The organism is Bradyrhizobium sp. SUTN9-2 (assembly GCF_003122645.1).
GTDB lineage: Bacteria > Pseudomonadota > Alphaproteobacteria > Rhizobiales > Xanthobacteraceae > Bradyrhizobium > Bradyrhizobium yuanmingense.
In genome coordinates this window covers 5731539-5747964 of record NZ_LAXE01000001.1, presented here as the reverse complement: position 1 = coordinate 5747964, position 16426 = coordinate 5731539, and the positions used below count along the sequence as shown (strand labels likewise).

The window sequence follows — 16426 nt, the reverse complement described above, 5'->3', positions numbered from 1 at the left end:
GAGGACGAGGTGTTCGCCGCCGACGTCGTGATCGGTGCAGTGCTGGTGCCCGGCGCCAGCGCGCCGAAGCTCGTCACGCGCGCGATGCTGAAATCGATGCGGCCGGGAGCCGTGCTGGTCGACGTCGCGATCGACCAGGGCGGCTGCTTCGAGACCTCGCACCCGACCACGCACGCGGAGCCGACCTACGAGGTCGACGGCGTCGTTCACTATTGCGTCGCCAACATGCCGGGAGCCGTGCCGGTGACCTCGAGCCAAGCCCTGAACAACGCGACGCTGCCGTTCGGCCTGATGCTCGCCAACAAGGGATTTGCGGCCATCTTGGAGAATCCGCATCTGCGCAACGGGCTCAACGTGCATCGCGGCCGGGTGACGAACAAGGCGGTGGCGGAGAGTCTGGGGCTGGAGTTTGCGCCAGTAGAGAGCGGACTGGCGGCGTAGCGAGATGGGCCATCGTCGGTGCCGCGCCATCAACCGACTGGAAGATGGCGCTGCCGCCGTGCTCCCGAGCCCCCGGGGAATCCCGACGCGGTGAAGCCGTTGTGACCGGAGCGGCGGTGTCCAAATAGGCGGAAAGAAGAAAACTATTGCCGCGGTCCTGTCAGGAGGAAGGAGTTTCCCCTTCCGAGGGCAAAAACGCCAATCGCTTCCATTGCTGTTTGCAGCCGAAACGACGACATTTCCGCCAGAAATTGGTGGATCGGCAGCCATGGAACGCACTGGATTTGAGCCCTTCGGCGAGCAACTGGTGTCCGCAACGGACACACAGCCGAAGTCGCGTGCCTCGAAGCTCCTGCTGCGGGCCGGCACCACCCTGTTCTGGTCGCTTGTCGCGGGCATCGTGCTGGCCCGTGCAGCCTTCTTCGAGCCCGGCATCTATGACGGTTTCAGCCGCGTCGCCTCGCTGGCCAAGAACCTGATCTTCTGAGGCCGTTTATTCCGGTCCGAGGACAGAACTTCTCTCGGCCCTGATATGTCGAAAACATATTTCCCAATCGGGTCGTGGTGCGTATAAATCTTTCTCCTTCGGGAGAGATTTGTGTCGCAGAATCAAGCATCCAGCCCGGCCGATTCCAAGCCGGTCACCGCCGCGGGCCGTATTGCGGCGCTGATTCCGGGCATCCTGCTCTGCGTTCTCGTGGCCGGTGTGTCGGCCCTGCTCGAGCGGGCCGAACTGAGCATGTTCGAGCACCCCTATGTCGAGGCGCTGGTCATGGCGATCCTGCTCGGCATGGCGGTGCGCAGCTTCTGGAAGCCGGCCCCGCGGTGGCAGGCCGGCATCGCCTTCAGCGCCAAGCAACTGCTGGAAGTCGCGGTGATGCTGCTCGGGGCCTCCATCAGCTTTGCCGCGATCGCGGCTTCCGGCATTGCGCTGCTCGCCTCCATCGCCGCGGTCGTCGTGGTCGCGCTCTGCGTCTCCTTCGGCCTCAGCCGGCTGCTCGGCCTGTCGACGCGGCTGTCGATCCTGATCGCCTGCGGCAACTCGATCTGCGGCAATTCCGCCATCGCCGCAGTGGCGCCCATCATCGGCGCCAGCAACGACGAGATTGCATCCTCGATCTCCTTTACGGCGATCCTTGGCGTGATGATGGTGCTGGGCCTGCCGCTGCTGATCCCGCTGCTGCAATTGTCCGCAACGCAGTACGGCATTCTCGCCGGGCTCACCGTTTACGCAGTGCCGCAGGTGCTCGCCGCGACGGTGCCGGCAGGTCTCGTCTCAACCCAGATCGGCACGCTGGTGAAGCTGATGCGTGTCCTGATGCTCGGCCCGGTCGTCGTCGGCCTGTCGCTGGTCGCTTCGCGCTGGCAGAGCGATGCCAAGAAAACCAGCGTCGGCTTCTTCCGCCTGGTCCCCTGGTTCATCCTCGGCTTCCTTGCGCTTGCGACCCTGCGCTCGCTGGAGATCGTGCCGGCGACGGTGGTTGGCCCCGTGACGACGATCACGAGCTTTCTCACGGTGGTCTCGATGGCCGCCCTCGGCCTTGGCGTCGACGTGCGCGTGCTCGCCAATGTCGGCGGCCGGGTGACGGCGGCCGTGACGCTGTCGCTGCTGCTGCTGCTGGGGATCAGCATCGCGCTGGTGCACTGGTTCAAGTGATCAGGGCAAAGCTGCAGTAGGGTGGGCAAAGGGGCGCAAGCGCCGTGCCGACGGTTCTATAAGAGACGGAGAACCGTGGGCACGCTTTCGCTTTGCCCACCCTACGAGACCGTCATTGCTGCGAGCGGTAAGCTAAATCACGTCCGCGAGCGAGTGGCCGTGCAGCTCGATGTTCAGCCCCTGCATGCCCAAGTCGTTGATCTCGCCGCCCATCGCCTTCAGGCTCTCTTCGCGGATCAGCGACATCAGCCCGCGGCGGAGCGCCAAGAATTCCGACGACATCATCATCGATTGCTGCCGCGGCCGCTCCAGCGGGATCGGGATCTCCGCCTTGATCGAGCCCGGCCGCGCGGTCATGCAATAGACGCGGTCGGACAGGAAGATGGCTTCGTCAATGTCGTGGGTGACAAACAGCACCGAGATCTTCAGCCGCTGCCACATATTGGTGAGGATCTGCTGCATGATGACGCGCGTCTGCGCGTCGAGCGCGCCGAAGGGCTCGTCCAGCAACAGCACTTTCGGTCCCGTCGCGAGCGCGCGGACGATGCCGACGCGCTGCTTCATGCCGCCGGAGAGCTTTTCCGGATAATGCTTTTCGAACGCTTCGAGTCCCGCAAGCCCCAACAGCGTGCGCGCGGCGCGTTCGCGCTGCGAGCGCGGCATGCCGCGCATCTTCAGGCCGAACTCGACGTTCTCGCGCACGGTTTTCCACGGAAAAAGAGAATATTGCTGAAACACCATGCCGCGTTCGGCGCTCGGACCGTTTACCCGCTCGCCGTCGACGGTAACTACACCGGTCGTCGGCTTGAGGAAGCCTGCGACCGCATTGAGCAGCGTCGACTTTCCGCAGCCGGACGGGCCGACGATCGACACGAACTCGCCGGGCCGCACATGGATCTGCGTGTCGGTGACAGCCTGCACCGCGCCCTCGATGGTCTCGTAGGCGAGGGAGAAGTTCTTGACTTCGATGTGGCCTTTTGGGCTGTTCGCTAGCACCTCGCTCATGTCGATCTCCACGGCATCACCAATTGCCCCGCGCCCCTGATCAGCAGGCTCGACCCGAGGCCGAGCACCCCGATTGCGATCATGCCGAGCGCGATGTCGGCATATTGGACCAGCGAATAAGCTTCCCAGGTGAAGTAACCGATACCGTACTGACCGGAGATCATCTCGGCCGCGATCAGCGACACCCAGGCGACGCCCATGCCGACGGTGAGGCCGGTGAAGATGTGCGGCAGCGAGGCTGGGAAATAGACCTCCCGAAAGATCGAGCGTTCGCGCGCGCCGAGACATTGTGCGGCGCGTACCAGCACGGGGTCGACCAGCGACATGCCGTGCAGGGTGTTGACGAGAATCGGGAAGAACGAACCGAGGAAGGTGATGTAGACGATGCTCTGCTCGTTGGTCGGCCACAGCATGATCGCCATCGGCACCCAGGCGATTGCCGGGATCGGCCGCAGCACTTCGGCGACCGGGAAAATCACCTCATGCACCAGCTTGAAGCGCCCCATGATCAGGCCGAGCGGCACGCCGACGATCGCCGCGAGCGAGAATCCGATGAAGATGCGCCGGCAACTGAGCAGGATGTGCATCAGGAATTTAGGATCGTGAATCGCCTTTATGAAGCTGTCATAGACCGCGAGCGGCGAGGGCACGTTGGTGAAGCGCACGAAGAACACGACCCGATAGGTCGTGAGCAGATGCCAGACCAGCAGAAAGGCGAGCAGCGAAATCACGCCGATTGCCGCCGCGCGCAGACCTGCCCGATTGAGCCGGTACCAGCGCAACCCCAGTGTGGCGAAGGAAGGCGGCGTCGAAGGCCGGATGATGGCGGCGGGCGCGGAGCCCGCCTCAGCAAGTGCTGTTGCCGGCATGCTGTCCTCGGGCTGTCTGACGAGGGCGGGGCTGCTCACGTCTTGCCTCCGCCGACGGCGGCCTTCATCGCTTCATCGAAGCCGAGCACCTTGCCGCTGATCTTGGCAGCGTAGGCTTCGGCGTCCTTCTTCAGCAGGAACGGGGCGACCTCGCTATTGCCGACCGCGAAGAAGGCCTGATCGGCGAACAGCTTGATGCCGCGCGTGGTGTCGAAGACGTAGGCGACGTTGATCTTCTTGCCCTTGGCCTTGTAGTCGGCATAGGCGCCGAGCGTGCAGCTGGCGGACGAGAAGGGCATGATGCCGGCACCGTCGACCCAAACTTCGCCCGCCTTGCGCGGATCGGTGATGGGCTTCTTGCAGAAGCTGTCCTCGCCCGAGATCTCATAGTTGTTGGTGCTCGCGAGCTGGGCGTCGTAGTCGAGCTTCATTTCAGCATAGGCCTTGCGGATGTATTTGTCGTCGACCCATTTTTTCGGATCGAACTCCTTCATGCGGCCGAGATTCTGCAGCACCTTGACGTCGGTCGTGGCCGCATCGATCAGCGCCGGCTTGATAGTCGGATCGGTCGTCATATTGCCGCTGGGCCCTAAGAAGATGTAGACGACCTCCTTGTTGATGCCGGTCCATTCCTGGATCTTCTCGGCGGCCAGCTTGGGATCCGCGCGCAGCCACTGATTGGCGGCGATTAGCGCCTTGAAATAGGCGACGACGACCTCGGGATATTTTTCGGCGAAGTCGGTGCGAACCACGATGCCGTGGAAGGTCGGCAAGTTCGTTTCGACGCCGTCGAAGATCTTCCGCGCGAAGCCGCGGAACGGCAACAGCTCGGCGAAGGGGACGAAATCGGCGTGCCCGTCGATCTTCTTCTCCTGCAGATTGGTCGAGCCGACCTCCGGGCTCTGGCTGACGAGCTGGAAGAAATCGGACGCATAGCCGCGATCCTGCATCGCTTTCAGCACCATGCCGTGCGCGGCGGAGCCGAAAGGCACGCTGACGAGCTTACCCTTGAGATCGGCGAGGTCGTAATAGGGTGAGTCCTTGTGGACGACGAGGCCGTTGCCCGAGCCGGACAGGCTGTAGGCGGCGATGCCGACGAGGCGGCTCTTGCTCTCCGGATTGCTCTCGAAGGTGAATCCGTTCACGATGAGCGGATAGTCGCCCATCATCCCGATCTGCAGCTTGTTCGCCATCATCGCGTTGGTGACGGGCGGACCGGAGGTGAAGTTCTGCCATTCGAGCTCGAACTTGATGTTGGCGTATTTGCCGTCCTTCGGCAGGTACTTCTCGAGCAGTTGCAATTGGCGGATGACGACGCCTGCGGTGACCGTGTTGGTCGTGGTATCCTGCGTTCCGATGCCGAGCTTGACGGTTTCCGCAGAAGCCGGCTGCGCGACGAGCAGCGCCAGCGACGTCACCGACATCGCGATCGAGAGCGTGGGAAGATGGCGGACCATTCTCATCCTCATTCGGTTGGATGTGCTGTGGGTGCCATGATTGGGGGAGGGCGCAAGCAGGGCAAATCCGGAGTGGCCGCCGCAGTCGATTAGTTGCCGGGAAAAGCTGATTGCATACTCCTTGGGCAGTCCTGCACTATAAAGCCGCTTGCCTGTGCATCGGCCATGGTCGCGGGCCCCCTTCAATCCGTCGCCTGGCCGCGCATCTCCTCGAGAATGTCGGTCCGGCAGACCACGATCTGCGACCGTTTGGTCAGCACGATTCCCTTCTCCTGCATCCGCTTCAGGCTGATCGTGACCCATTGCCTGGTGGCGCCGACCATGTGGGCGATGTCGGCGTGGGTGAAGGCCGCGGCGATCACGGTGCCGTCGGCATCCGCGACGCCGTAGAGCTCGACGAGATGCAGCAAGAGATGGGCGAGACGCTGCGTGATCGAGCGCGTCCCAAGCATCTGGGCCAGCGCCGAATAGCATTTGCCTTTGAACGTCAGGCCTTCGATCAGGCCAATCGCGAGGTTCGGGATCTCTGCGGCAAGGGACCGCAGTTCCTTTCCGGGCAGGTGCACGACGCTGCAATTACTGGAGGCAACGCCGGACCATTGATGCACGGTGCCTTCGAACACTTCGGGACCGCCGACGAAATTGCCAACATGCCAATAGGCCAGCGTGATCTCGCGTCCGAGTGGCGAGGTGTAGAAGACACGGATGCGGCCGCTCTCGATCAGCCAGATGCCGTCATGCTTGCCGCCCTGGCTGAACAGCGTTTGGCCGCGATTGAGCACCTTGCGGCGGCCCTGCTTCAGCACCAACTCCCGCTCGCGCGGTGAGAGCTTGTCCATCAACGGGGGTGGACCGCCGATCCATTGCTGGTTCTCGGTGAGCAGCAGCGAGGAACTGCTGGCAGGCCTGACTGCTGGGGGAACAGCCCCGCGAACCGCATTCGCTGCCTGCAACATCGCCTGCCTCCCGAACGTTTCAAATCGTTCTAAAGAGGAGCAATGTCCGTGCCAGACGGGGGCAGACGCCTCGCGCGGGGAAATGACACCGAATACCGGGTCACCGCCCCGCCAAGTTCAGCAGATACGGCTTCGGATAAATCCCCCGGTTGTGCCCATCCGAAAACGAAATGTTCAGCCCATAGCCGAGATCGCCGATGTCGGTAATCGCAATCCCCGGAAACGCTTTGGGGAAGCGGCCGTCGAAGCGGGCGCGGGTGCAATGGGCGCATTTGCAGGAGAGGCGGAGTGTTTCGGCAGAAACGCTGAGCGCGTCGTCCTGCGCGGTGCGGACCAGGAGCGAAGCGAGATCGGCGCTGGCTTCGTAGTCGGCCACGGTCGGTGCCACCAATGTCATTGTCATGACGAACCTCTGACTTCGTTCTACGTCGAGGCGGGAACGCACGAATAGCAACTAATTGCCGGTGCGGGTGGGATCGCGAGCCTGCTCTTCGAGCAACCCACGCGAAATGTGAAACTAATCGACCGGGAACTTCACTTCCGAATTGCCGGACTCTCCTCTCTCCGAAACCTTGCGCGTCATCGATGACCAAGGAGAGACGATGAGTGCATTTCAGAAGGAAACGGTTCTGTCGGTCAGGCACTGGACCGAGTCCCTGTTCAGCTTCACCGCGACGCGCGATCCCGGCTTCCGCTTCCAGAACGGCCAGTTCGCAATGATTGGTCTGGAGGTCGAGGGCAAGCCGTTGATGCGGGCCTACAGCATGGCCAGCGCCAATCACGAGGAGGCGCTCGAATTCTTCTCGATCAAGGTGCAGGACGGCCCGCTGACCTCGCGCCTTCAGAAGATCAGGGAAGGTGACATCATCCTGGTCGGGCGCAAGGCGACGGGCACGCTGATCACCGGCAACCTCATTCCGGGAAAACGCCTGCTGCTGCTTTCAACCGGAACGGGCCTGGCGCCCTTCGCCAGCCTGATCAAGGACCCCGACGTCTATGAGAATTACGAGACCATCGTGCTCGCCCATGGCTGCCGCCAGGTCTCGGAACTCGCCTATGGCGAGCACCTCGTCGAGGACCTGCGCAATCACGAATTCTTCGGCCCATTGATCGGCGACAAGCTCGTCTACTACCCGACCGTCACCCGCGAGCCGTTCCGGAATCGCGGCCGCATCACCGACCTGATCGCCTCGAACCAGCTCTTCGAGGATATCGGACAAGCGAGCCTCGACATCGAAACTGACCGCATCATGCTGTGCGGCAGCCCGGCGATGCTCGAGGAACTCCACGCGATGTTCGCGGCGCGCGGCTTTGTCGAGGGCAACCATAGCCAGCCCGGCCATTTCGTCATCGAAAAAGCCTTCGTCGAACGCTGAGCTACAAATCGCGTCCCAGCGACAACTAATTGCTATCGCGGCGACGCCCCCTGAACAAATCTGACGCAAAGGCGCCGGGATCGGCGAACCAGGAGCAAGCGATGGCACTAGATCAGATCGTCGACGGACTTTCGGAAGTTTCCTGCGATGTGCTGGTGATCGGCGGCGGCACAGCCGGCCCGATGGCGGCACTGAAGGCGAAGCTGAAGAACCCGAAGGCCAATGTCGTCCTGCTCGAGAAGGCGAACGTCAAGCGCTCCGGCGCGATCTCGATGGGTATGGATGGGCTCAACAACGCCGTCATCCCCGGTTACGCGACGCCCGAGCAGTACACCAAGGAAATCACCATCGCCAATGACGGCATCGTCGACCAGAAGGCGGTCTATAAATACGCGCAGAACTGCTACAGCATCATCGAGGAGCTCGACAGTTTCGGCATCCGCTTCCTGAAGAACGAGAACGGCGACTATGCCGTCAAGAAGGTGCACCACATCGGCACTTATGTTCTGCCCATGCCGAACGGCGAGACCGTGAAGAAGGCGCTGTATCGCCAGCTCCGCCGCGCCCGCATCCTCATTTCCAACCGCTACATGGCGACGCGCCTGGTCAAATCGGGCGACGGCCGCATTGCCGGCGCCATCAGCGTCAATACGCGTACCGCCGAGATGCTGGTGATCAAGGCCAAGGCCGTGATCCTCTGCATGGGCGCCGCCGGTCGCCTCGGTCTGCCGACGTCCGGCTACATGTTCGGCACCTACGAGAACGCCGCCAATTCCGGCGACGGTTACGCCATGGCCTATCACGCCGGCGCAGCGCTCGCGAACCTCGAATGCTTCCAGATCAACCCGCTGATCAAGGACTATAACGGCCCGGCCTGCGCCTATGTCGCCGGCCCGTTCGGCGCATATACGGCAAACAACGAAGGCTCGCGCTTCATCGAATGCGACTACTGGTCCGGCCAGATGATGCTGGAGTTCTACAACGAGCTCCTCTCGGGCAAGGGTCCGGTGTTCCTCCAGCTCAAGCATCTCCACCCCGACACGATTTCCGAGATCGAATCCACGCTGCACAAGGTCGAGCGTCCGACGCGCGGCCTGTTCCAGCAGGGGCGCGGGGTCGACTACCGCAGTGAGTCCATCGAGATGCATATCTCCGAGATCGGCTTCTGCTCCGGCCACAGCGCGTCAGGCGTGTTCGTCGACGACAATGCCCGCACCACCGTACCCGGCCTCTATGCCGCCGGCGACATGGCGAGCGTCCCGCACAATTACATGCTCGGCGCCTTCACCAACGGCTCGGTCGCAGGCATCGACGCGATGGAGTTCGCCGACAACCATGATTTCGCGGAATTCGACGCGGCCGACGTCGCCATGGAACGCGAGCGCGTGATGGCGCCGACCAAGCGCGAGGACGGCATTCCGCCGAACCAGATCGAGTACAAGACCCGCCGTCTGGTCAATGACTATCTCCAGCCGCCGAAGGTCACGCGCAAATATGAGCTCGGCATGCGGCGGCTCGCCGAGGCGCGTGAGGATATGCAGGAGCGCATGATCGCGCGCAACGCGCACGAATTGCTGCGCGCGCTCGAAGTGCAGTCGATCATGGACTGTGCCGACATGGCCGCACACGCTTCGCTCTACCGCGAAGAGAGCCGCTGGGGTCTCTATCACTGGCGGACGGACTTCCCGGAGAAGGACAACGAGAACTGGTTCTGCCACACGCTGCTGTCCAAGCAGGACGGCAGGATGACCAGCGAGAAGCGCGCAGTCGAGCCCTATGTCGTGCCGATCGCGGACGACGAGAAGGACCTCTACGACAAGCAGCGCATTCGCGCCTCGGCCTGATCCACCAGAACATAGCCAACAGGAGACATCACATGCCTCTCGCGTCCTATCAGACATCGGTTCCGGTGGTGGTCGACGACGCCAAATGCATCGCGGACAAGGGCTGCACGGTGTGCGTCGATGTCTGCCCGCTCGACGTGCTGCGCATCAGCGACATGACCAACAAGGCCTACATGGCCTATGACGAGTGCTGGTATTGCATGCCCTGCGAAGCGGATTGTCCGACCGGCGCCGTCACCGTCAACATTCCCTATCTGTTGAGGTGATCATGTCGAGCCCGTTCGAATCCTATGACGATCTCGAAGACGCCGACGAGCGGCTGCAGGCGGCCGATCCCGCCGAACGCCGCGTCGCCATCATTGCACTCGGTCATTCCGGCGATCCCGCCGCGGTCGCACATCTCGCCAAAATGGTCACCGATCCCGATGCCGGTGTGCGCCAGCAGGTCGCGATGGCGCTCGGCGAGTTCGACGGACCGGAGGCAGCAAGCGCGCTGGTGAAGCTGCTCGTCGATCCCGAGAGGATCGTCGCGGCGGCTGCGGCCGACAGCATGGCTGAATTCAAGGATCCCGCCTGCGCCGACGCGATTCTGCCGCTGGTCAGGCATACCCACGCTTTCGTCCGCATGGGCGCTCTGCGCGCGCTGAAGGAACTTCGGCGCAGGGATACACTCAAGCCCGCGCTGGAAGCGCTCCAGGACCCTGACGCCGCCGTGCGCGTGCAGGCGATCGGCGTGATCGGCTTCCTCAAGCTGGAGGAATCCATTCCGGCGCTGACCGCGCTGATCAACGATCCCGATGCCCATGTGCGCCGCGCCGCCGTGAGCGCATTGGCCTTTTCGCAGATGAAGCCGGCGGCGGAGACCATCACCCGCGCGCTGAAGGACGCCGACTGGATGGTTCGCGAGATGGCCGCGGAGACGCTGGGCCTCAACGTGAATGGTGCAATCGCGGCTGATCAGCTCGTCGCTTGCCTCGCGGATGAGTTCTGGCAGGTGCGGCTGAAGGCGATCCGCAGCCTTGGCAAGATGAAGATCGAACGCGCGGTGCGGCCGATCGGCAATTGCGTCAATCACGACCAGGCGAATTTGCGCAAAGAGGCCGCCGCCGCGCTAGGTGAGATCGGCCACCCTGACGGCGAGGCATTCCTGGCCGTGACCGCCGACGATCCTGATCCTGATGTCCGCAAGAATGCGCGCTGGGCACTGCACCAGATTGCAGCGCGAAAGGCGCGGGCAGGGGCATAATTGCACGGCGCGTCGCCGCTCTGGACTTCCAGCGCCAGACGTTTATTGGTCTTCGCTCACGGGAACGGCCGCTGCGAATGCGGCCATTCCTTAGAACAGCGAGGACGCGGCCATGACGACATTGACTGTAAAGGACCTTCTCCCCGAGGACGGCACGAAGGGGACGCTGGTCGGCCGCGTCTGGCTGCCGCAGGTCAACGGTCCGGCCGTCGCCGCCATGCGCGGTGACGGTGTGTATGACGTCACAGCAAAATTTCCGACCATCAGTGCGCTCTGCGAGACGGACGATCCCGCCAAGGCGCTTGCCGCCACCAAGGGCGAGCGCATCGGTGATCTCGAGGCGATCGTCGCCAACACCCCGCCGGACGGGCGCGATCCCCAAAAGCCCTGGCTGCTCGCGCCCGTCGATCTCCAGACGCTGAAGGCCGCCGGCGTCACGTTCGCGATCTCGATGCTGGAACGCGTTATCGAAGAGCGCGCCAAGGGCAATCCGGCCTCGGCCGAAGCGATCCGGAAAGAAGTGACGCGCCTGATCGGCGACGATCTGTCAAAGCTCAAGCCGGGCTCGGATCAGGCGATGCACCTGAAGCAAGTGCTGATCGATCAGAATGCCTGGAGCCAATATCTTGAGGTCGGCATCGGTCCGGATGCCGAGGTTTTCACCAAGGCGCCCACCTTGTCGTCGGTCGGCACCGGCATGGATGCCGGCCTGCACCCGAAATCGACCTGGAACAATCCCGAGCCCGAGCTCGTGCTGTTCGTGTCGAGCCGCGGCAAGATCGTCGGGGGCGCGCTCGGCAACGACGTGAACCTGCGCGACTTCGAGGGCCGCTCGGCGCTGCTGTTGTCGAAGGCCAAGGACAACAACGCGTCCTGCTCGATCGGCCCGCTGCTGCGCCTGTTCGACGACACCTTCACGCTCGACGACGCGCGCAGGCTGGACATCAGCCTGAATGTCACGGGCGCGGACGGCTTCGTTCTCGACGGCCATTCCTCGATCAGCAAGATCAGCCGCGATCCGACCGATCTCGTCGCGCAGACCATCGGCAAGGTGCATCAATATCCTGACGGCTTCGTGCTGTTCCTCGGCACCATGTTCGCACCCGTGAAGGATCGCGATGCGCCGGGGCAGGGATTCACCCACAAGCGCGACGACATTGTCACTATCGCAGCGCCTCAGCTCGGCAAGCTCGTCAACCGCATGCGCACCAGCGACGAGTGCGAGCCCTGGACGTTCGGCATCGGCGCACTGATGAAGAACCTGGCGCAGCGGAAGCTGATCTAGCGCTGCTGCCCTTCGCCTCCCGCAAGCGGGGGCGCACCTTCGCCCCGCTGACAGCTGAGGCTCCATCGCGCCGCCTAATTTTTTCATCCCTCCGTTGCATGAAGGGAGCAAAATCGCGCTGAACGTGTCATAACTCAGCTCGCTCCACCTCGGCTGCGTTTGCTCCAAATAGTCAAATAATATGACTAGTCGGAACTCAACTTCCGTGAAATAGTGCCCGCCGCTGGCGCGAAGGCCGGCCTGTGGGTGCCATGCTACCAATCGGCGCCCCCGGATAAAACATCTTGGGAGACGCGCCTGATGCCCCCTAAAGCTCTCTGTGCGGCCAGCGCCATGGCCGCCTTGTTGCTCGCGACGCCGGCCAGCGCCCAGCTCACGATCGGCTTCTCGCAGATTGGATCGGAATCCGGCTGGCGCGCGGCCGAAACGTCCGTCTCAGCATGAAGTCGACCTCCTGCACCGCGCCAAAGCTCTTGCTGATCCCCCGCACCTCGGGCGTGCTTCTATTCGCCTTCATCGCCCTGCTGCAGGGGCTGGTCGCGCTTGCGCGCCGGCCGGCGGCGAAGCATGCGGGAGCGGCGTCATGACCTCGCGGATCGTCGTCATCCCGACCCGGCGGGCCCATTCCAACCATGCGGAGGTGGCGCGTTCGATCGGCGTCGACATCATCGCCGGCCGCTATGCGGAAGGCACGCGCCTGCCGGGGGATGCCGAGATGATCGCAATGTTCGGCGTGTCGCGGCCGGTGCTGCGCGAGAGCGTCAAGACGCTGGTCGCCAAGGGCCTGCTCACCACCAAGGCGCGGGTCGGCACCGTCGTGCGCGAGCGAGGTGCCTGGAACATGTTCGACGCAGACGTGCTGGCCTGGCACCTCGATGCCGGCATCGACAAGCGCTTCCTTGACGACCTCGCCGAGATCCGTCTCGCCGTGGAGCCGCGCGCGGCGATGCTGGCGGCAACACAGCGATCCGAGCAAGACATCAGCGAGCTGCGCCGCAGCATGGATCGGATGCGGCATGAAGCGTCCGACTCGGTCGGTTTTGCAGATGCAGATCTCGCGCTTCATGTTGCCGTGGCGCGTGCCTCGGGCAATCTGTTCATGCGCTCGATTGGGCATGTCATTGAAGCAGCGCTGCGCGCCTCTTTCCTGCTCAGCGCTCCGGTCGAGCCGGAGGATCGCGATACCGTGCTGCTCTGGCATCAGAAGATCGTCGATGCCATCGTCGCGGGCGATGCCCATGCCGCATCCGAGGCCATGGTCTATGTCATTCACAACGGCATGCGCCGCCATGACAGTACGGCGATCGAAACCGCCCCGGCCGAGCCGCCACCGTCGGCCGACACTGGAGAACAAGCGTGACAGACCTTCGCATCGCCATCGTCGGCTTCGGCAAGATCGCGCGGGACCAGCATGTGGCGGCGATCGCCGCCACACCGGGCGCAACGCTTGCCGCCGTGGCGAGCCGCAACGCCTCGCTGCAGGGGGTGCCGCATTTTGCGACCATCGAGGAATTGCTTCAGAAGGGGCCGCCGATCGACGCGGTCTCGCTCTGCACGCCGCCGCAGGTGCGACGGGCCCAGGCCGCGGCGGCGCTCGCCGCCGGCAAGCACGTCATGCTGGAGAAGCCGCCGGGCAACGGCGTTGCCGAGCTTGATCCGTTGATCGCGATGGCGGCGGGTGCGAAGCGGACATTGTTTGCGACCTGGCATTCGCGCTATGCGCCGGCGGTGGAGCCGGCCCGGCAATGGCTCACTGATCGGCACATCAAATCCGTTCACATCAGCTGGAAGGAAGACGTGCGTGTCTGGCATCCCGGGCAGGGCTGGATCTGGGAGCCCGGCGGCCTCGGCGTGTTCGATCCGGGCATCAATGCGCTGTCGATCCTGACCAGGATTCTGCCGAAGCCCGTGTTCGTCACCGCGGCCGAGCTGGCCTTTCCAGCCAATTGCCAGGCGCCGATCGCGGCGAACGTGAACCTGACGGATATCAGCGGCCTGCCCGTGACCGCCGAGTTCGACTTCCGCCAGACCGGACCGCAGAGCTGGGATATCCTCGTCGAAACCGATCAGGGCCGGCTGACGCTGTCCAGCGGTGGCGCGCGCATGGCCGTCGACGGCAAGGTGCTTGCCGAAGGGCCCGATGAGGAATATCGCGGGCTCTACCGACGCTTCGTCGCGCTCGCAGCAACCGGCGCAAGTGACGTCGATCTGACGCCGCTCCGTCTCGTCGCCGACGCCTTCCTGCCCGGCAAGCGCACGATCGCCGAACCGTTTGTGGATTGAGCATGGCCGCGTCAACAATCACAAGAGACGTGTTCGGGACGCTGCCCGACGGCCACGAGGTCGAGCGCGTCGTGCTGCGCGGGGAGGGCGGCTTCGAGGCGCGCATCATCAGCTACGGCGCGGTGCTGCAGGCGTTGATCGCGCCGGATGCCAACGGCGGATATGACGACGTCGTGCTTGGCCATGATGCCTTCGCCGGCTATCTCGCCGAACGGAAGTTTCTGGGCGCCACCGTCGGCCGCTATGCCAACCGCATCGCCAAGGGACAGTTTTCGCTTCAAGGCGAGACGGTGCAGCTAGCGGTCAACAACGGTCCGAATGCGTTGCACGGCGGGCTCGAGGGTTTTGATCGCAAGCTCTGGGAGATCGCGGAGATCGACGAAGGCGCCGAGCCCGCGGTGACGCTCACCTATGTCAGCCCGCATGGCGAGGAGAGTTATCCCGGTAGGCTCGACGTTCGCGTGACCTATCGCATCACCGGGCCGACCGAGCTGTCGCTGCTGATGGAAGCGCGGACCGACCGGCCGACCGTCGTCAATTTGACCAACCACAGCTTCTTCAATCTCGAGGGTGCGACGTCAGAGACGTCCATTCTCGACCACCGCCTGATGGTCGCCGCCGAGCAGTTCCTCGCCATCGATCCCACCGCCATTCCGCTGCCGGAGCCGCCGCGCAGCGTGGCCGGCACGCCGTTCGATTTCCGCAAACCGTGGCCGATGGGTGAGCGCATCCGCGAAGGTGACCCGCAATTGCGCAACGGCAGGGGCTACGACCACACCTACTGCCTCGGGCGCGACGGCAAGCTTGCGCTCGCGGCGCGGCTGGAGGCGCCGCGCTCCGGGCGCATCATGGAGCTGTTCACCGATCAGCCCGGACTTCAGGTCTATTCGGGCAATTATCTCGACGGTACGATGTCGGGCAAGGGCGGCAAGCTGATCCGGCAATCGGACGCCATCTGCCTGGAGCCGCACATCTGGCCCGACGCTCCGAACCGGCCGGACTTTCCGAGCCCGCGCCTCGATTCCGGCGAGGTCTATCGCCATCACACGGTCTATCGCTTCTCAGTGAGGTCGCCATGATGGAGCAGGTGCCGACGGCTGTCCTCTCGAACCATCCTTGCCATCTCGGCGAAGGTCCGACCTATGACGTGACCACGAATACGGCCTGGTGGTTCGACATCCGCGAAGGCAAGCTGTTCGAGGCGCAACTCGGCAGCGGCACTGTCCGCAGCCACGCGCTCGGGCGGATGGCGAGCGCGCTGGGGCGCATCGACGCCGAGCGGCAGCTGATCGTCGCCGAGGACGGCCTCTATATCCGCAAGCTCGCTGATGGTGCGATGACGCTGTTCTGTCTCCTCGAAGCGGACAATCCGGCGACGCGCTCAAACGATTGCCGCGTGCATCAATCCGGTACGTTCTGGATCGGCACCATGGGCAAGAAAGCCGAGCCGAAGGCGGGCGCGATCTACGCCCTTCATCGCGGCAAGATCTCGACGCTGTTTCCCGGCATCAGCATTCCCAATTCGATCTGCTTCTCGCCCGACGGCGCCACCGGCTACTTCACCGACACGCCGCGTGCGGTGCTCTATGCCGTGCCGCTCAACCCCGCGACCGGCCTGCCGCGCGGCGAGCCGGAGGTGCTGTTGCGCCACAGCGGCATCGGCGGTCTCGACGGTTCGGTATGCGACGCCGACGGGCAGATCTGGAATGCGTGCTGGGGCGCGAGCCGGATCGACGTCTACTCGCCGCAAGGCGAGCGCCTGCGTTCGCTTAGCGTGCCGGCGAAGCAGGCGAGCTGCCCCGCCTTCGTCGGCCCCGACCTGTCGCGCCTGCTCGTCACGTTGGCCTGGCAGGATATGGACACGGCGGCACGCGCTGCCGATCCGCAAGCCGGCTGCACCTTTCTGCTCGAAGCAACCGCGCGCGGACGCGCGGAACCCGACGTCAAGCTCGCATAGGAGGCCCAAGCCGTACACGACCGTCGTTCTCGACACCACGAAGAAAGTCT

18 protein-coding genes and 1 pseudogene are annotated in these 16426 nt (G+C 63.8%); 14 read left to right on the top strand and 5 right to left on the bottom strand.

The window, feature by feature from the left end; all coding sequences use genetic code 11:
* From XF30_RS26700 to XF30_RS26690, 3 genes are all read left to right on the top strand, one after another.
* Positions 1–441 (top strand): alanine dehydrogenase (locus tag XF30_RS26700; RefSeq protein WP_502696141.1); only part of this gene is annotated, 441 nt, incomplete at its 5' end.
* A gap of 268 nt (positions 442–709) precedes the next feature.
* Positions 710–928: a hypothetical protein gene (locus XF30_RS26695; protein ID WP_027546306.1), complete on the top strand. Its 219-nt coding sequence runs from the start codon at positions 710–712 to the stop codon at positions 926–928.
* Between the two features lie 111 nt (positions 929–1039).
* The gene (locus XF30_RS26690; RefSeq protein WP_109144327.1) at positions 1040–2098 is read left to right on the top strand and encodes a YeiH family protein; all 1059 of its coding nucleotides are present in this window, start codon (positions 1040–1042) and stop codon (positions 2096–2098) included.
* A 132-nt stretch (positions 2099–2230) separates the two neighbouring features.
* Here the strand turns inward: XF30_RS26690 and XF30_RS26685 are convergent, their stop codons facing one another.
* The 5 genes from XF30_RS26685 to XF30_RS26665 all read right to left on the bottom strand — a co-directional run bounded on the left by XF30_RS26685 (position 2231) and on the right by XF30_RS26665 (position 6782).
* Positions 2231–3103, bottom strand: coding sequence for an ABC transporter ATP-binding protein (locus tag XF30_RS26685; RefSeq protein WP_036005639.1), 873 nt, complete (start codon positions 3101–3103; stop codon positions 2231–2233).
* Positions 3100–4011 (bottom strand): ABC transporter permease, encoded by a 912-nt coding sequence (locus XF30_RS26680; protein ID WP_036005583.1) that lies wholly within the window; start codon positions 4009–4011, stop codon positions 3100–3102. The genes XF30_RS26685 and XF30_RS26680 overlap by 4 nt, the downstream gene beginning before the upstream one ends.
* Positions 4008–5429 carry an ABC transporter substrate-binding protein gene (locus tag XF30_RS26675; RefSeq protein ID WP_036023356.1) on the bottom strand — a complete coding sequence of 474 codons (1422 nt, stop codon included), beginning with the start codon at positions 5427–5429 and terminating at the stop codon, positions 4008–4010. Before XF30_RS26675 ends, XF30_RS26680 begins: the two co-directional genes overlap by 4 nt.
* A 182-nt stretch (positions 5430–5611) precedes the next feature.
* A complete protein-coding gene (locus XF30_RS26670) occupies positions 5612–6385 on the bottom strand; it encodes a Crp/Fnr family transcriptional regulator (protein ID WP_109144326.1) in 774 nt (257 codons plus the stop codon).
* A gap of 100 nt (positions 6386–6485) precedes the next feature.
* Positions 6486–6782, bottom strand: a complete 297-nt coding sequence (locus XF30_RS26665) for a gamma-butyrobetaine hydroxylase-like domain-containing protein (protein WP_036005572.1) — start codon at positions 6780–6782, stop codon at positions 6486–6488.
* Between the two features lie 205 nt (positions 6783–6987).
* Between XF30_RS26665 and XF30_RS26660 the strand changes: the two genes are divergently transcribed.
* The 11 genes and pseudogenes from XF30_RS26660 (at position 6988) to XF30_RS26615 (ending at position 16376) form a co-directional block, all read left to right on the top strand.
* Positions 6988–7761 (top strand): ferredoxin--NADP reductase, encoded by a 774-nt coding sequence (locus XF30_RS26660; RefSeq protein WP_109145860.1) that lies wholly within the window; start codon positions 6988–6990, stop codon positions 7759–7761.
* A 101-nt stretch (positions 7762–7862) separates the two neighbouring features.
* Positions 7863–9605 (top strand): fumarate reductase/succinate dehydrogenase flavoprotein subunit, encoded by a 1743-nt coding sequence (locus XF30_RS26655; RefSeq protein WP_036023365.1) that lies wholly within the window; start codon positions 7863–7865, stop codon positions 9603–9605.
* 32 nt (positions 9606–9637) lie between these two features.
* Positions 9638–9871: a 4Fe-4S dicluster domain-containing protein gene (locus tag XF30_RS26650; protein ID WP_007593252.1), complete on the top strand. Its 234-nt coding sequence runs from the start codon at positions 9638–9640 to the stop codon at positions 9869–9871.
* A gap of 2 nt (positions 9872–9873) precedes the next feature.
* Positions 9874–10851 (top strand): HEAT repeat domain-containing protein, encoded by a 978-nt coding sequence (locus XF30_RS26645; RefSeq protein ID WP_192893264.1) that lies wholly within the window; start codon positions 9874–9876, stop codon positions 10849–10851.
* A 112-nt stretch (positions 10852–10963) separates the two neighbouring features.
* Positions 10964–12136 (top strand): fumarylacetoacetate hydrolase family protein, encoded by a 1173-nt coding sequence (locus XF30_RS26640; RefSeq protein ID WP_109144324.1) that lies wholly within the window; start codon positions 10964–10966, stop codon positions 12134–12136.
* 333 nt (positions 12137–12469) lie between these two features.
* Positions 12470–12574 (top strand): annotated as a pseudogene (locus XF30_RS26635) (sugar ABC transporter substrate-binding protein); the annotation flags it as partial.
* Between the two features lie 2 nt (positions 12575–12576).
* The gene (locus tag XF30_RS38260; RefSeq protein ID WP_157784002.1) at positions 12577–12723 is read left to right on the top strand and encodes a hypothetical protein; all 147 of its coding nucleotides are present in this window, start codon (positions 12577–12579) and stop codon (positions 12721–12723) included.
* Positions 12720–13496: a FadR/GntR family transcriptional regulator gene (locus tag XF30_RS26630; RefSeq protein ID WP_036005559.1), complete on the top strand. Its 777-nt coding sequence runs from the start codon at positions 12720–12722 to the stop codon at positions 13494–13496. Before XF30_RS38260 ends, XF30_RS26630 begins: the two co-directional genes overlap by 4 nt.
* Complete coding sequence (locus tag XF30_RS26625) at positions 13493–14419, top strand: Gfo/Idh/MocA family protein (RefSeq protein ID WP_109144323.1); 927 nt, start codon at positions 13493–13495, stop codon at positions 14417–14419. Before XF30_RS26630 ends, XF30_RS26625 begins: the two co-directional genes overlap by 4 nt.
* Before the next feature lie 2 nt (positions 14420–14421).
* Positions 14422–15498 (top strand): aldose epimerase family protein, encoded by a 1077-nt coding sequence (locus XF30_RS26620; RefSeq protein WP_109144322.1) that lies wholly within the window; start codon positions 14422–14424, stop codon positions 15496–15498.
* Positions 15498–16376: an SMP-30/gluconolactonase/LRE family protein gene (locus XF30_RS26615; RefSeq protein WP_192893453.1), complete on the top strand. Its 879-nt coding sequence runs from the start codon at positions 15498–15500 to the stop codon at positions 16374–16376. The genes XF30_RS26620 and XF30_RS26615 overlap by 1 nt, the downstream gene beginning before the upstream one ends.
* The last annotated feature ends 50 nt before the right edge of the window (positions 16377–16426 follow it).

Excerpts from the sequence above, each read along its gene's own strand:
- XF30_RS26640 (WP_109144324.1), top strand. The coding sequence starts at position 10,964 with ATGACGACATTGACTGTAAAGGACCTTCTCCCCGAGGACGGCACGAAG.
- XF30_RS26675 (WP_036023356.1), bottom strand. The coding sequence starts at position 5,429 with ATGGTCCGCCATCTTCCCACGCTCTCGATCGCGATGTCGGTGACGTCG.
- XF30_RS26630 (WP_036005559.1), top strand. The coding sequence starts at position 12,720 with ATGACCTCGCGGATCGTCGTCATCCCGACCCGGCGGGCCCATTCCAAC.
- XF30_RS26655 (WP_036023365.1), top strand. The coding sequence starts at position 7,863 with ATGGCACTAGATCAGATCGTCGACGGACTTTCGGAAGTTTCCTGCGAT.
- XF30_RS26615 (WP_192893453.1), top strand. The coding sequence starts at position 15,498 with ATGGAGCAGGTGCCGACGGCTGTCCTCTCGAACCATCCTTGCCATCTC.
- XF30_RS26670 (WP_109144326.1), bottom strand. The coding sequence starts at position 6,385 with ATGTTGCAGGCAGCGAATGCGGTTCGCGGGGCTGTTCCCCCAGCAGTC.
- XF30_RS26620 (WP_109144322.1), top strand. The coding sequence starts at position 14,422 with ATGGCCGCGTCAACAATCACAAGAGACGTGTTCGGGACGCTGCCCGAC.
- XF30_RS26695 (WP_027546306.1), top strand. The coding sequence starts at position 710 with ATGGAACGCACTGGATTTGAGCCCTTCGGCGAGCAACTGGTGTCCGCA.
- XF30_RS26645 (WP_192893264.1), top strand. The coding sequence starts at position 9,874 with ATGTCGAGCCCGTTCGAATCCTATGACGATCTCGAAGACGCCGACGAG.
- XF30_RS26660 (WP_109145860.1), top strand. The coding sequence starts at position 6,988 with ATGAGTGCATTTCAGAAGGAAACGGTTCTGTCGGTCAGGCACTGGACC.
- XF30_RS26665 (WP_036005572.1), bottom strand. The coding sequence starts at position 6,782 with ATGACATTGGTGGCACCGACCGTGGCCGACTACGAAGCCAGCGCCGAT.
- XF30_RS38260 (WP_157784002.1), top strand. The coding sequence starts at position 12,577 with ATGAAGTCGACCTCCTGCACCGCGCCAAAGCTCTTGCTGATCCCCCGC.
- XF30_RS26685 (WP_036005639.1), bottom strand. The coding sequence starts at position 3,103 with ATGAGCGAGGTGCTAGCGAACAGCCCAAAAGGCCACATCGAAGTCAAG.
- XF30_RS26650 (WP_007593252.1), top strand. The coding sequence starts at position 9,638 with ATGCCTCTCGCGTCCTATCAGACATCGGTTCCGGTGGTGGTCGACGAC.